Genomic DNA, 13,844 nt, shown 5'->3' with positions numbered 1-13,844 from the left:
ACCTGCCTTATGCCTTTTACCCTGCTCGACACCTGCGAGTTTCGCGAAGAGATTCGCAAGAGCCGTTTCATCACCCTGGCTGCGCCAATCAGCAGCCCGGCCGAAGCCATGAGCTTCATCGAACGCCATAGCGACCTCGCCGCCACCCACAACTGCTGGGCCTGGAAACTGGGCGGGCAATACCGCAGCAGCGACGACGGCGAACCCGGCGGCACCGCCGGGCGGCCGATCCTGGCGGCCATCGAGGCGCAGGACTGCGACCAGGTGGTAGTCTTGGTGATCCGCTGGTACGGCGGCATTCAACTGGGCACCGGCGGCCTGGCCCGCGCTTACGGCGGCGGCGCCAACAAGTGCCTGCAGCAGGCAGAAAAGCGCTTGCTGGTCAGCCGCAGCGAACTGACCTGCAGTTGCAGCTTCAGCGAATTGGCACTGCTCAAATTGCGCGTGGCCGAGGCTGATGGCCTGGTGCTGGACGAACAGTTCACCGCCAATGGCGTCGACCTGCGCCTGGCCCTGGGCGAGGAACAGATCGAGGCGCTGCAACGCCAGCTGGCCGACCTCAGCCGTGGCCGCATCCTGCTGGAACGGGCTTGAACATTTGCCCACATTCACTGTGGGCCCGGCTGTGGATAAGCTCTGGGCATTCGCCTGCGAGCCTTTAACCACGGGGCCTGCAGAAGAACGATCATATTTTGATCAAGATTTCATGACAGCGCTTGAACTGGCGAAAAATCAGTAAGTTATCCCCAGTTATTGCGCCTGCAAACCACCACTACACGGCTTGTACCCAGCCTGCATGCTTGCACACAAATACTGTGGAGCAAGCTGTGGATAAGCCGTGCACCCCTGCGCCAACGGCTTGCCGGGCCACGGCTTGGCTAGACTGGTTATTCTTTGATCAACGTTTGATAACCCTCGAAAGGAGTTCTCCATGTCCACGAACAAAACCGCCCTGATCATCGGCGCCTCGCGCGGCCTGGGCCTTGGCCTGGTGCAACGCCTGGTGGAAGACGGCTGGAATGTGCTTGCTACCGTGCGCGACCCGGCCAGGGCCGAGACCCTGCGCGCCCTGCCCCGCGTGCAGGTCGAAACCCTGGAAATGAACAGCACTAGCCAGCTCGACGCCCTCCAGCAACGTTTGCAGGGACAGGTGTTTGACCTGCTGTTCGTCAATGCCGGGGTCATGGGCCCGGGTGACCAGAACCCTGAGCGCGCACAACTGGCCGATGTGGGCGAGCTGTTCCTGACCAATGCCGTATCGCCCATTCGCGTCGCCCAGCGCCTGGCCCCGCAACTGCGCGAAGACGGCGTGCTGGCGTTCATGAGTTCGATCCTTGGCAGCGTCGCCATTCCCGACGGCAGCGAGATGTGCCTGTACAAGGCCAGCAAGGCGGCCTTGAACTCGATGATCAACAGCTTCGTTACTCTGCAACAGCCACAGCAAACCGTCCTGGCCATGCACCCGGGCTGGGTGAAAACCGACATGGGCGGGGAAAACGCCGAGATCGACGTGCTCACCAGCACCCGCGGCATGCTTGAGCAGATCAAGGCCAATGCCGGCAAAGGTGGCCTGCATTTCATCAACTACAAAGGCGAAAGCCTGATCTGGTGAAACCTTGCGCGGTGGGTGTAGACTCGACACCTCGCCCACCGCGGCGGACCTGGATCAGCAGACAGGGCAACACTGAGCTGGCTAACCTGAACCCACTTTCAGAGGAGCCGGCACCATGCCTGCGACCCGTATCTGGTTGAAAAACCCCCTGGCCATCTTCACCGCCAACACCCTCGACGCCCGTGGCGGCCTGGTCATCGAAGACGGCCGTATCAACGAAGTTCTCGGCCTAGGGCAAGCCCCGGCCCGCCCCTGTGGACAAGTCTTCGACGCCCGCGAACACGTGGTGCTGCCGGGGCTTATCAACACCCACCACCACTTCTACCAGACCCTGACCCGCGCCTGGGCGCCGGTGGTCAATCAGCCTTTGTTCCCCTGGCTGAAAACCCTCTACCCGGTCTGGGCCCGGCTGACGCCGGCCAAGCTTGAACTGGCGACCCGCGTGGCCCTGGCCGAGCTGTTACTGTCGGGCTGCACCACCGCCGCCGACCACCATTACCTGTTCCCCGATGGCCTGGAAAACGCCATCGACGTGCAGGTCGAAGCGGTGCGCAAACTGGGCATGCGCGCCATGCTCACCCGTGGCTCCATGAGCCTGGGCGAAGCCGACGGCGGCCTGCCGCCGCAACAGACAGTGCAACAGGGCGAAGTGATCCTGGCCGACAGCCAGCGACTTATCCACAGCTACCACGAGCGTGGCGACGGTGCGCAGATCCAGATCGCCCTGGCCCCCTGCTCGCCGTTCTCGGTCACCCCTGAGATCATGCGCGCCAGCGCTGACCTCGCCGCAGAGCTGGACGTGCGCCTGCACACCCACCTGGCTGAAACCCTCGACGAAGAAGACTTCTGCCTGCAGCGTTTCGGCCTGCGCACGGTCGATTACCTCGACAGCGTCGGCTGGCTCGGGCCGCGCACCTGGCTGGCCCATGGCATCCATTTCAATCCGGACGAGATCGCCCGCCTGGGCGCCGCCGGCACCGGCATCTGCCATTGCCCGAGTTCAAACATGCGCCTGGCTTCGGGCATCTGCCCGACCCTGGAACTGACCGGCGCCGGCGCGCCAGTGGGCTTGGGCGTGGACGGTTCGGCCTCCAACGACGCATCGAACATGATTCTCGAAGCGCGCCAGGCCCTGTACCTGCAACGGCTACGCTATGGCGCCGAAGCGATCACCCCGGAGCTGGTGCTGGGCTGGGCCACCCGCGGCTCGGCGCAGTTGCTCGGGCGTACCGACATCGGCGAACTGGCGGTGGGCAAACAGGCTGACCTGGCCTTGTTCAAACTCGATGAACTGCGCTTCTCCGGTAGCCACGATCCACTCTCGGCGCTGCTGCTGTGCGGCGCCGACCGCGCCGACCGGGTCATGGTCGGCGGCCAGTGGCGGGTGATCGATGGCCAGATCGAAGGCCTCGACGTGCAGAAACTGATCGCCGATCACCGTCAGGCCGCCGCCCAGTTGATCGCTGGCTGAAGGCTCAAAGGCCGAGCAATGCCAGCATGATGAAGGTGGCGAACAGCACGAAGTGGGTCATGCCCTCGATCGCGTTGGTTTCGCCATCGTTCAGGTTGATCGCGCTGACAATCAGGGTGATGAAGATCATCACCGTTTGCACCGGTGTCATGGCCATCTGGAACGGCTGGCCAGTGTAGAGCGCCATCGCCTCCATCAGCGGAACGGTCAATATCACCGTGGACAGCGACGCGCCCAGGGCGATATTGACCACCGACTGCATGCGGTTGGCCAATGCTGCGCGCAAGGCAGTGAGAATCTCCGGGGCGGCAGAAATGGCCGCCACCACAATTGCCATCAGCACCGGCGGCGCGCCGCTGCCTTCCAGGCCGTAGTCGAGGGTGTGCGACATGACTTCGGCAAGCAGGCCGATGATCACCACGCCGCTGACCAGGATGGCGATCGAGCGGACTTTATTCACCGGCGCCGGTGTACCGCCCTGCGGGTCGCGGCGCTTTTTCTGTGGATAGCTGTAACTGAAGAAGTAACTGTGCGGCCCGACCTGCATGCGCAGGAACAAGGCATAGAGCACCACCATCGCGGCGATGGTGAACCCCGAATAGAGCTTCCAGTCGGCCCGCGGAATGAACTCCGGCACTACCATCGACACGCCCATGGCAGTCATGATCATCACGCTGTAGGTGCGCGCCGAATCATCGTTGTACGACTGCTCGCCATGCTTGAGCCCGCCCATCAGCGCGGCCAGGCCGAGGATGCCATTGATGTCGAGCATCACCGCCGAATAGATGGTGTCCCGCACCAGGGTCGGCGACGCCTGGTTGCTCATCATGATCGCCAGGATCAACACCTCGACCAGCACCGCCGACAGGGTCAGGATCATGGTGCCGTAAGGGTCGCCGACTTTTTCCGCTAGCAGCTCGGCGTGCTGGGCCACGCGCATCGAGGCACAGATGATCGCCGCCACCAGCACCGCGCCGGCAAACAGCGCCACGCCATGGCCATGTCCGAGCAGCTGGCCCTGCAGCGGCCAGGCCAGCGCGGCCAGCAGCACTGCAAGCAGCAGCGGCTTTTCCTGATTAAGAAGTGCAAGCATCGGCGGCCCTGCGCAGGTGGGTACTGGCTAGTGACTGTAGTCACTGTAGAAGGTTTCCCCGGCCAACCGCCTGGTCAGCTTTCTCCGCGCGGGCAGCGCAAGCTCTGTAGAATGACGGCAACCGCACCTGATGAGATTTCACCACTATGTACGACTGGCTTAACGCTCTGCCCAAGGCAGAATTGCACCTGCACCTGGAAGGATCGCTGGAGCCCGAGTTGCTGTTCGCCCTGGCCGAGCGCAACAAGATCGCCCTGCCCTGGAATGATGTCGAAGCCCTGCGCGGCGCCTACGCGTTCAACAACCTGCAAGAATTTCTCGACCTCTACTATCAGGGTGCCGACGTATTGCGCACCGAGCAGGACTTCTACGACCTGACCTGGGCCTATCTGCAGCGCTGCAAGGCGCAGAACGTGATTCACACCGAGCCGTTCTTCGACCCGCAGACCCACACCGACCGCGATATCCCTTTCGAAGTGGTGCTCAACGGCATCAGCGGCGCACTCAAGGATGGCCAGCGACAACTGGGCATCAGCAGCGGCCTGATCCTCAGCTTCCTGCGCCACCTCAGTGAAGAAGAAGCGCACAAGACCCTCGACCAGGCCCTGCCGTTTCGCGATGCCTTCATCGCCGTCGGCCTCGACAGCTCGGAAATGGGCCATCCGCCGAGCAAGTTCCAGCGCGTGTTCGACCGTGCCCGCAGTGAAGGCTTCCTGACCGTTGCCCACGCCGGTGAAGAAGGCCCGCCCGAGTACATCTGGGAAGCCATCGACCTGCTCAAGATCCAGCGGATCGACCACGGCGTGCGCGCCATCGAGGACGAGCGGCTGATGCAGCGGATCATCGACGAGCAAATCCCGCTGACCGTCTGCCCACTGTCCAACACCAAGTTGTGCGTGTTCGACCATATGAGCCAGCACAACATCCTCGACATGCTCGAGCGTGGCGTGAAGGTCACGGTCAATTCCGATGACCCGGCGTACTTCGGTGGCTACGTCACCGAGAACTTCCAGGCCCTGCATGAACACCTGGGCATGACCCAGGAACAGGCACGGCGCCTGGCGCAGAACAGCCTGGATGCGCGGTTGGTCAAACCCTGACGGGCGGAAGGTGGGAACGGATTCGCCACGAAGGGTCGCGCAGCGGCCCCACAGACCGGACTGCGATGCAGTCCTTCGCGGCGATCCGACGTACCGGTGAATCTGCTCCCACTCCGCCCCCCGGAAGTTGTGCCAACCCCGAGTGTCACGGCATCTGCCTTCGGGCGCATTGTCAGTAGCGACCTCGCCAGACACCGTACCTCCTGGGTTCAGCCAGCAGTCTTCAACACGGCAACCTGGGCCATACGGTTGATGTGAGCCAGACCTGCGGCACTGATCTGCAGCATGCGCGAGGTTTCACTCTCGCGGATCCAGCCAGACTGCAAGAACAGCTTGAGCAGGCTACTGCCCAGCGCGCCGCCCAGATGCGGGCGATGATCGCTCCACTCACTGCAACAGCGGCAACTGCTGAAGCTTCGACGTTGATGCTGGGCCAGCGCCTCGATGAAAATGCCGTAGGTGGCGAACTGGCTACGTCCATATTGGGTGACTTCGATGTGCTGCTCGCTGCCCTCCAGCCAGCCAGCATCGAACAGGCGCTGATAAAGGTCCGCCGCCAGCTCGCCCCCCAGGTGATCACCGCACAGCCTCGCCCGGCGCATGGACAACGGGATGCCGCCCACCTCTTGTTCGCGGCTGTCTTCGGGGGTTTTGACCTGGACACTGGCCAGCGCTTCGACAGCCGCGCCGACCTCCGGCGCGGCCAGCCTGAAATAACGTTTGCGCCCCCGCGGCTCCAGCTTCAACAAGCCACTGGCCGACAACCTGGCCAGGTGGGCACAGGCCGAAGAAGGCGTCAGCCCGGCCATGCTGGCAAGCTCATCGGAAGGACGGGCCATACCATCGATCAAGGCCCATAGCATTGCACTGCGTTTCGGGTCGGCCAACAAGCTGGCGATCTGGCTGATACTTGTTACTGGCTTCATATCTCAAACTCCCTGCGAGATCATGTCTGATATCGATTGATTAACCATGTCGGCAGCATTTACTGCGAGGTGTCCGATGCCAGAAAAGCAGGAAGTGGAAGTTATCAGAACGTCGTGTGAGAGGCGTCAGTTGCCGCCCTGGACATGGAAGTATCTCTCGCTGGAAATGACTGCTGGATCCATTATAAGCCGCGTTGCGCGAACTTAATCCGGCGGATCTCCATGGTATGGGCAACCTTGGCAGGGGCTGTCTTCAAAGGCTCTGCAGAGACGTTTGCACATCTGCAGCCCAAGCCCCACGTTACATATCTTGCCCGCAACTGGCGGATTATTCTTGACGTTATATCGCCAGATAAAACCTACAATAAATTTTACTGTAACTCACAAATGCTACCTGCTAACCACGTAGGAATGTGGGAAATTCAAATTACTTTAGCCTGTAATACCAGGCAACTTCTCAAACAATGCCTGACAACGAGCTCGAAGCATATTTCGCAACAACTGCACCGGCTTGCCCAGTTGCGCCCGGTGCGTGCACATCAGGTTCAACGGCGCGGCTTCACCATGCACGTGAGGCAACAGTAACCTCAAGCGCCCGGCCTGCACGTCATAGGCCACATCCAGCCAGGACTTGTAAGCGATGCCGACACCCGCCAGCGCCCAGCGCCGAACCACATCGGCATCGTCACAAAAGCGATCGCCGCTGACGCTCACGCCCACCTCATTGGCGCCCTCGCCAAAGCGCCAATGGTCATGCACGCGGTTGCCAAGCTGGTACAGCAGGCAATTGTGCTGGGCCAGATGCGCGACTTCCATCGGCGCGCCGTACCGGGCCAGGTAGGCGGGTGAGGCACACAGCACCCGACGGTTGTCCGCGCACACTGGCAAGGCCACCAGGCTTGAGTCTTCCGGGGCGCCATAGCGCAGGGCGATATCGGCCGGCTGGCGAAACAGGTCGGCATTGCGGTCGCCCAGCAACAGGCGCAGGTTCAGTTGCGGATGTTCGTGCTGCAGTTCATCGAGCCACGGCAACAGTACGTTGCGACCAAAATCGGACGGTGCCGACAACAGCAAGGTACCGCTGACTTGATCCTGCCCATGGGCCAGGATTCGCCGGCCCTCCTCCAGGCTCGCCAGGGCGGAACGGGTATGCTGCAAAAATCCCTCGCCCTCGGCGGTCAACCGCAGGTTGCGGGTCGAACGCGCCAGCAGGCGCACGCCCAATTGCTGCTCCAGACGCTTGAGCGAGGCGCTGGCCACCGCCGGTGACAAGTCGAGCAGGCGCGCCGCCGCCGACAGGCTGCCCAGTTCGGCGGCACGAACGAACAACTGCAGATCATCGATACGCACCCAACACACCCGCCATTATCAAAATAATATTGAAAGTATCTGTAGTTTTAGCGGCTTTTAACCGCAAGTGAAAGCACCAATCATGGCCCGCATTGACTACCCCACCGAGGAATCTCCATGAAAGCCATTGCCTACTATCACTCCCTGCCCATCAGCGATGCAGCAGCCCTGCAGGACATCGAACTGCCAGCCCCGGAGCCTGGCCCACGCGACTTGCTGGTGGAGGTGCGGGCGATCTCGGTGAACCCGGTGGATACCAAGGTGCGCCAGAACGTGCAGCCAGAGGCTGGCGCCGCCAAGGTGCTGGGCTGGGACGTGGCCGGGGTGGTCAAGGCGGTGGGCAGCGAGGTCAGCCTGTTCCAGCCGGGTGACAAGGTTTACTACGCAGGCTCCATCGCCCGTGCCGGCGGCAACAGCGAGCTGCACGTGGTGGATGAGCGCATCGTCGGCCACATGCCGAAAACCCTCGGCTTTGCCGAAGCGGCGGCGCTGCCGTTGACCGCCATCACGGCCTGGGAGCTGCTGTTCGAACGCCTGCAAATCGCTGAAGGCCAGCAGGACCTGGGCCAGAGCCTGTTGATCGTCGGTGCCGCCGGCGGGGTCGGCTCGATCCTCACGCAACTGGCCAGCAAACTCACCGGCCTCAGCGTGATTGGCAGCGCCTCGCGCCCGCAAACCCAGGACTGGGTCCGTGAGCTAGGTGCCGATAACGTCGTCGATCACAGCCAGCCGCTGGCCGCCGCACTCAAGGCCCAGGGCATCGAGCAGGTCACCCACGTGGCCAGCCTGACCCAGACCGACCAGCACCTTGATCAACTGGTCGAAGCCCTGGCACCGCAAGGCAAACTGGCGCTGATCGATGATCCCAAACAGCTGGACGTGACCAAACTCAAGCGCAAGAGCCTGTCGCTGCACTGGGAGTTCATGTACACCCGCTCGCTGTTCGAAACCGCCGACATGCTCGAACAGCACAAGCTGCTCAACCGGGTGGCCGAACTGATCGACAGCGGCACGCTGAAAACCACCCTCGGCGAACACTTCGGTACCATCAATGCCGCCAACCTGCGCCGCGCCCATGCCCTGCTGGAAAGCGGTGCGGCCAAGGGCAAGATCGTCCTCGAAGGCTTCTGAAAAGGCGCGCCCACCTCGTTTACGGGGTGGGCGCGACCGTCAGTCCGACAACTGATCCAGGTCATTCCGCTGCCCGTGGCCGGCGCTACAATGCATCAGCCAACGCCAACCTCAGGTATGCAGATATGAATATCCAGGTCAGTGCATCAGCAAAAAAGCCCGGCTGCCCCTGGCAGGTCCAGCTCGACCAGCACGTGGTCAGCTTTCGCAGCGAGGCCGAGGCCCGCGCCTTCGTCAACACCCTGCAAACCCGCCTCCAGGCACCCCACCCACTCAAACGGAGCGGCTGAGGTTCAGCCTGCGGGTGAGCATTGCCACGCTCACCACCGCCAGGCCACACAGGCTGATGACGATGGCCATCGGCACCGCCGTGCCGTCGTGCAGCACCCCCACCAGCGCCGCCGCCGCGGCCGCCACACTGAACTGCAGGCAACCGAGCAGGGCTGAAGCGCTGCCGGCACGGGCGCCCTGCCCGCTCATGGCGCAGGCCGAGGCATTGGGGATGATGCAGCCGAGGCTGGCGATACAGATGAACAACGGAATCAGCAATGGCCACAGCGCTGCCGGGTGCAGGGCGCTGATGCCCAGCAAGGTCAGGCCCGCCGCCAGGTAAACCCACACCGCCCGGGCCAGCAAGAAGGCCGGGCCACGCTTGGCCAGCAGCCGTGCGTTGACCTGCGCCACCAGAATGAACCCCGCTGCGTTACTGCCGAACAGCCAGCCATAGTGCTCGGCCGGCACCCCATAGAGCTTGATGAAGACGAACGGCGAGCCGGCGATGTAGGCAAACATGCCAGCGATGGCGATGCCGCCGGTCAAGGCGTGGCCGAGGAAGATACGGTCCTTGAACAGCCGGCCGTACTGGCGTAGCGAACCGGACAACGGCGGGCGTGGCTGGTTGGCCGGCAGGCTTTCCGGCAGGCCCAGGGCCACGGCCAGGGTGCACAGGGCACTGAACAGGGTCAGGGCAATGAAGATCGACTGCCAGCCGTACAGGTTGACCATCAGGCCACCGAGCATGGGCGCCAGGATCGGCGCCAGGCCCATGACCAACATCAGCTGCGAGAAGACCTTGGCCGATCCCACCGCATCGCACTTGTCGCTGACGATCGCCCGCGACAGCACCATCCCGGCACAACCACCAAGGGCCTGAACGAAACGCGCCAGAATCAATGCATCAAGGCTCGGGGCGAAAGCGCAGGCCAGCGACGCCAGGGTGAACAGGGTCACCCCGACCAGCAGCGGAATGCGCCGGCCAAAGCGGTCGGCCACCGGCCCGTAAGCCAGCTGGCCCAGCGACAGGCCAAGGAAGTATGCCGCGAGGGTGGTCTGGATGTGCTTCTCGTCGGTGCCAAAGGCCAGTGCCATGGCCGGGAAACCGGGCAGGTAGAAGTCGATCGCCAGGGGCCCGAACGCACTCAAGGCGCCGAGAATCAGGATGGTTCGCAGGTTCATCGAAAATCCGTAGCAGGCTAAGCAAGTCCGCTAGTCTAACCGCCCTGCCGGGGTTTCGCTGACAGAGTTACGCCTGCGCGATGAATCTTTTAGCCACCGCGCGGGCGTCGGCGGTCAGGCTGGCTCGGCGCCGTAGCCCTCGGCACGAATAGCCTTGAGAATATTGTCTGCCGGCAAATCGCTCTGCACTTTGACCTGCTTGCGCGCCAGATCGATCTCGACCACAGCCTTATCATCATGCTCGCGAACGGCACGCGTGATAGCTTTGGCGCAATGGCCGCAGGTCATTCCTTGAACAGTGAATACTTGCATTGCAACAGCCTCCTGTGGGGTTTGAGCGCAGTTTCAAGCTTGCCATCGGGGCAAGGTCAAGTGCGAGGATTGCCTGCCGGGCTGGAAATCAGCGCGCCGCTCCGCCAAGCTGCAAGCCTGAGAATCGATTTGCAGGAGTTTGAATTCATGCGCAGGGCAGCTTTGGGCCTTTTCGGCCTGCTGGGAGTAATGGGCCTGGTGCCCGCGGCCAGTGCCGAGGGCAACGCCGACTACAGCATTCTGACCATTTCCCGCGAGCGCCTGGAAGTGGCGACCTCGTGCGAGATCGGCGTGTACCTTAATGACCAGCTTTCGGCGCGGCTGTTCCAGGAACAGTCGACCTCGTTCAACCTGCCGCCGGGCAAGGTCGCGGTGCGCCTGCGCCTGCTGCCGGCACAGATGCCGGGCTGCCAGAACGGCCTGGAGAACCAGCGCAACCAGAAGCTCACGCTTAAGGCCGGCGAGATCAATAAATACCGCATCGCCGTGGACCAGAATGGCCTCAAGCTGATCAGGGCCGGCCTGGGCTATTGACCTTCCCCGCGTGGCAAGGTTGATGCTTGAGGCCTGTCCAAGGAGGAGTGCCCCATGTCCGCATCTACCACGTTCGACCTGCCGATTGCCGGCATGACCTGCGCCAGCTGTGCTGGCCGGGTCGAGCGCGCCCTGCGCAAGGTCGTCGGTGCCGAACAGGTCAGTGTCAACCTGGCCACCGAGCAGGCCCGCATCCAGGCCCCGGCCGACAGCTTGCCGGCGCTGGTCGAAGCCGTCGAACAAGCCGGCTACAGCGTGCCCGCGCAAAACCTCGAGCTGCAGATCGGCGGCATGACCTGCGCCTCCTGCGCCGGGCGCGTCGAGCGCGCCCTGGCCAAGGTCGCGGGCGTGCAGCAAGTCACCGTCAACCTGGCCAACGAACGCGCCCACCTGCAGCTGCTGGGCCAGGTCGACAGCAACGTGCTGATCGATGCCGTCAGCCAGGCCGGCTACAGCGCCAGCCTGCCGCAGAGCGCCAAGGTCAACCAGGCCGACGCCGAACGCCGCCTGCGCAAGGAGCGCTGGTCGGTGGCCCTGGCGGTGCTGCTGGCCCTGCCGCTGGTGCTGCCAATGGTCCTGCAACCCTTCGGCATCCACTGGATGCTGCCGGCCTGGGCGCAGTTCGTGCTGGCCACCCCGGTGCAGTTCATCCTCGGTGCGCGTTTTTATGTCGCGGCCTGGAAAGCCGTGCGCGCCGGGGCCGGCAATATGGACCTGCTGGTGGCCATCGGCACCAGCGCCGGTTACGGCCTGAGTCTCTACGAATGGGCCACAGCCAGCGCCGGGGTCATGCCGCACCTGTACTTTGAAGCCTCGGCGGTGGTGATTGCCCTGATTCTGCTGGGCAAGTACCTGGAAAGCCGCGCCAAGCGCCAGACCGCCAGTGCCATCCGCGCCCTGGAGGCCCTGCGCCCGGAGCGCGCGCTGTTGCTGGTCGACGGCCAGGAACGCGATGTCGCCATCAGCGAGCTGCGCCTGCATGACCTGGTGCTGGTCAAGCCCGGCGAGCGCTTTCCGGTCGATGGTGAAGTCGTCGAGGGCCAGAGCCACGCCGACGAAGCACTGATCAGCGGCGAAAGCCTGCCGGTACCGAAGCAACCGGGCGACAAGGTCACCGGTGGCGCGATCAACGGCGAAGGCCGCCTGCTGGTCCGCACCCTGGCGCTGGGCACGGAAACCGTGCTGGCACGCATCATTCGCCTGGTCGAAGACGCCCAGGCGGCCAAAGCACCGATCCAGAAACTGGTCGACCGGGTCAGCCAGGTGTTCGTCCCCGCCGTGCTGGTGCTGGCGCTGATTACCCTGGTGGGCTGGTGGCTGAGCGGCGCGCCGATTGAAACCGCGCTGATCAACGCCGTCGCCGTGCTGGTAATTGCCTGCCCGTGCGCCTTGGGCCTGGCCACACCGACGGCAATCATGGCCGGCACCGGCGTCGCGGCCCGCCACGGCATCCTGATCAAGGACGCCGAAGCTCTGGAACGCGCCCATGCAGTGAATCGCGTGGTGTTCGACAAGACCGGCACCCTGACTTCCGGCAGCCCGCGCATCGTCCACAGCCGTGCGCTGGTCGGTGACCAGGCACAGCTGCTGCAACTGGCCGGCGCCCTGCAGCGCGGCAGCGAGCACCCGCTGGCCAAGGCGGTGCTCGATGCCTGTGAAGAGCAAGGCCTGCGGGTCGCTGATATCAGCAACAGCCAGTCGCTGACCGGCCGGGGTATCGCCGGTAGCCTCGACGGTCGCGAGCTGGCCCTGGGCAACCGCCGCCTGCTGGATGAAAGCGGCTTGCAGCCTGGTGAGCTGGCCGTCGATGCCCAAGCCTGGGAAGCCGAAGGCCGGACCCTGTCGTGGCTGCTCGAACGCAGCCCGCAGCCGCAGGTGCTGGGCCTGTTCGCCTTCGGCGACAGCCTCAAGCCCGGCGCCGGGCAAGCGGTTCGGCAACTGGCCGGGCAAGGCATCAGCAGCCACCTGCTGACCGGCGACAACCGCGGCAGTGCCAAGGTGGTCGGCGAAGCCTTAGGCATCACTGACGTGTATGCCGAAGTCCTGCCTGCCGACAAGGCCGCCACGGTTGCCACGCTCAAGCAGTCCGGGGTGGTGGCCATGGTCGGCGACGGTATCAACGACGCCCCGGCCCTGGCCGCTGCGGACATCGGCATCGCCATGGGCGGCGGCACCGACGTGGCCATGCAGGCGGCAGGCATCACCCTGATGCGCGGCGACCCGCGCCTGGTGCCGGCGGCCCTGGAGATCAGCCGCAAGACCTACGCCAAGATCCGCCAGAACCTGTTCTGGGCGTTCATCTACAACCTGATCGGCATTCCCCTGGCCGCCTTCGGCATGCTCAACCCGGTGCTCGCCGGCGCCGCCATGGCGCTGTCGAGCGTCAGCGTGGTGAGTAACGCGCTATTGCTGAAAACCTGGAAGCCGACCACCCCGCCTGAGGACGATGCCCAATGAATATCGGCCAAGCCGCCCGCCGCTCGGGCCTGAGCGCGAAGATGATCCGCTACTACGAGTCGATCGGCCTGCTCAAGCCGGCCCTGCGCAGCGACAGCGGCTATCGCCTGTACCAGCAGGAAGACCTGCACCAACTGGCATTCATCAAGCGCTCGCGGGACCTGGGGTTTTCATTAGAAGAAGTCGCCCGCCTGCTGACCCTGTGGCAGGACCGCCAGCGCGCCAGCGCCGACGTCAAGGCCCTGGCCAGCCAGCACATCGATGACCTCAACCGGCGCATCGAGGAACTGGTGAGCTTGCGTGACACCTTGAGCGAACTGGTTGCCCACTGCCAGGGCGACGACCGCCCGGACTGCCCGATCCTCAAGGACCTGGCAGCCGGCGGCAGTTGCTGTCACTGACG

Annotated in this window: 14 protein-coding genes; 9 read left to right on the top strand and 5 right to left on the bottom strand. The window is 63.8% G+C overall.

The features are described 5' to 3' along the window. Positions 1 to 9 precede the first annotated feature (9 nt). The 3 genes from LOY54_RS03155 (at position 10) to LOY54_RS03145 (ending at position 3,083) form a co-directional block, all read left to right on the top strand. Complete coding sequence (locus tag LOY54_RS03155) at positions 10 to 594, top strand: YigZ family protein (protein ID WP_093376399.1); 585 nt, start codon at positions 10 to 12, stop codon at positions 592 to 594. Positions 595 to 931: 337 nt separating this feature from the next. Further along, complete coding sequence (locus tag LOY54_RS03150) at positions 932 to 1,612, top strand: SDR family oxidoreductase (RefSeq protein ID WP_258609236.1); 681 nt, start codon at positions 932 to 934, stop codon at positions 1,610 to 1,612. Between the two features lie 115 nt (positions 1,613 to 1,727). Beyond that, the gene (locus LOY54_RS03145) at positions 1,728 to 3,083 is read left to right on the top strand and encodes an 8-oxoguanine deaminase (RefSeq protein WP_195885619.1); all 1,356 of its coding nucleotides are present in this window, start codon (positions 1,728 to 1,730) and stop codon (positions 3,081 to 3,083) included. A 4-nt stretch (positions 3,084 to 3,087) separates the two neighbouring features. Here the strand turns inward: LOY54_RS03145 and LOY54_RS03140 are convergent, their stop codons facing one another. Further along, positions 3,088 to 4,176: a calcium:proton antiporter gene (locus tag LOY54_RS03140; RefSeq protein ID WP_213602531.1), complete on the bottom strand. Its 1,089-nt coding sequence runs from the start codon at positions 4,174 to 4,176 to the stop codon at positions 3,088 to 3,090. Between the two features lie 146 nt (positions 4,177 to 4,322). On the opposite strand from LOY54_RS03140, the gene LOY54_RS03135 reads away from it, so the two are divergent. Next, positions 4,323 to 5,276, top strand: a complete 954-nt coding sequence (locus tag LOY54_RS03135; protein WP_258609232.1) for an adenosine deaminase — start codon at positions 4,323 to 4,325, stop codon at positions 5,274 to 5,276. A 209-nt stretch (positions 5,277 to 5,485) separates the two neighbouring features. On the opposite strand, the gene LOY54_RS03130 is transcribed toward LOY54_RS03135, so the two are convergent. Next, on the bottom strand, positions 5,486 to 6,202 hold the full coding sequence (locus LOY54_RS03130; RefSeq protein ID WP_045197087.1) for a helix-turn-helix transcriptional regulator: 717 nt from the start codon (positions 6,200 to 6,202) through the stop codon (positions 5,486 to 5,488). A 432-nt stretch (positions 6,203 to 6,634) separates the two neighbouring features. Continuing rightward, positions 6,635 to 7,552 (bottom strand): LysR family transcriptional regulator, encoded by a 918-nt coding sequence (locus LOY54_RS03125; protein WP_258609230.1) that lies wholly within the window; start codon positions 7,550 to 7,552, stop codon positions 6,635 to 6,637. 117 nt (positions 7,553 to 7,669) lie between these two features. Between LOY54_RS03125 and LOY54_RS03120 the strand changes: the two genes are divergently transcribed. Together LOY54_RS03120 and LOY54_RS03115 are read left to right on the top strand one after the other, a co-directional pair. Then, positions 7,670 to 8,683 (top strand): zinc-binding alcohol dehydrogenase family protein, encoded by a 1,014-nt coding sequence (locus LOY54_RS03120; protein ID WP_195885616.1) that lies wholly within the window; start codon positions 7,670 to 7,672, stop codon positions 8,681 to 8,683. Positions 8,684 to 8,808: 125 nt separating this feature from the next. Next, positions 8,809 to 8,973 carry a hypothetical protein gene (locus tag LOY54_RS03115; protein ID WP_176794194.1) on the top strand — a complete coding sequence of 55 codons (165 nt, stop codon included), beginning with the start codon at positions 8,809 to 8,811 and terminating at the stop codon, positions 8,971 to 8,973. Here LOY54_RS03115 and LOY54_RS03110 read toward each other — a convergent pair. Then, positions 8,957 to 10,138 (bottom strand): multidrug effflux MFS transporter, encoded by a 1,182-nt coding sequence (locus LOY54_RS03110; RefSeq protein ID WP_123565040.1) that lies wholly within the window; start codon positions 10,136 to 10,138, stop codon positions 8,957 to 8,959. The two genes, LOY54_RS03115 and LOY54_RS03110, sit on opposite strands and share 17 nt — an antisense overlap. 114 nt (positions 10,139 to 10,252) lie before the next feature. Beyond that, positions 10,253 to 10,450 carry a heavy-metal-associated domain-containing protein gene (locus LOY54_RS03105; RefSeq protein WP_258609229.1) on the bottom strand — a complete coding sequence of 66 codons (198 nt, stop codon included), beginning with the start codon at positions 10,448 to 10,450 and terminating at the stop codon, positions 10,253 to 10,255. Between the two features lie 147 nt (positions 10,451 to 10,597). Between LOY54_RS03105 and LOY54_RS03100 the strand changes: the two genes are divergently transcribed. From LOY54_RS03100 to cueR, 3 genes are read left to right on the top strand one after another with little or no spacing between them, the layout of a single operon-like run. Continuing rightward, positions 10,598 to 10,984, top strand: a complete 387-nt coding sequence (locus LOY54_RS03100; protein ID WP_045197115.1) for a hypothetical protein — start codon at positions 10,598 to 10,600, stop codon at positions 10,982 to 10,984. A 54-nt stretch (positions 10,985 to 11,038) separates the two neighbouring features. Next, positions 11,039 to 13,441: a heavy metal translocating P-type ATPase gene (locus LOY54_RS03095; protein WP_258609227.1), complete on the top strand. Its 2,403-nt coding sequence runs from the start codon at positions 11,039 to 11,041 to the stop codon at positions 13,439 to 13,441. Further along, positions 13,438 to 13,842, top strand: a complete 405-nt coding sequence (gene cueR, locus LOY54_RS03090; RefSeq protein WP_010221738.1) for a Cu(I)-responsive transcriptional regulator — start codon at positions 13,438 to 13,440, stop codon at positions 13,840 to 13,842. The genes LOY54_RS03095 and cueR overlap by 4 nt, the downstream gene beginning before the upstream one ends. Positions 13,843 to 13,844 lie beyond the last annotated feature (2 nt).

The organism is Pseudomonas sp. B21-032, from assembly GCF_024748965.1.
GTDB lineage: Bacteria > Pseudomonadota > Gammaproteobacteria > Pseudomonadales > Pseudomonadaceae > Aquipseudomonas.
The sequence above is the reverse complement of the archived record's forward strand: the minus strand, read 5'-3'. Positions and strand labels throughout refer to the sequence as shown.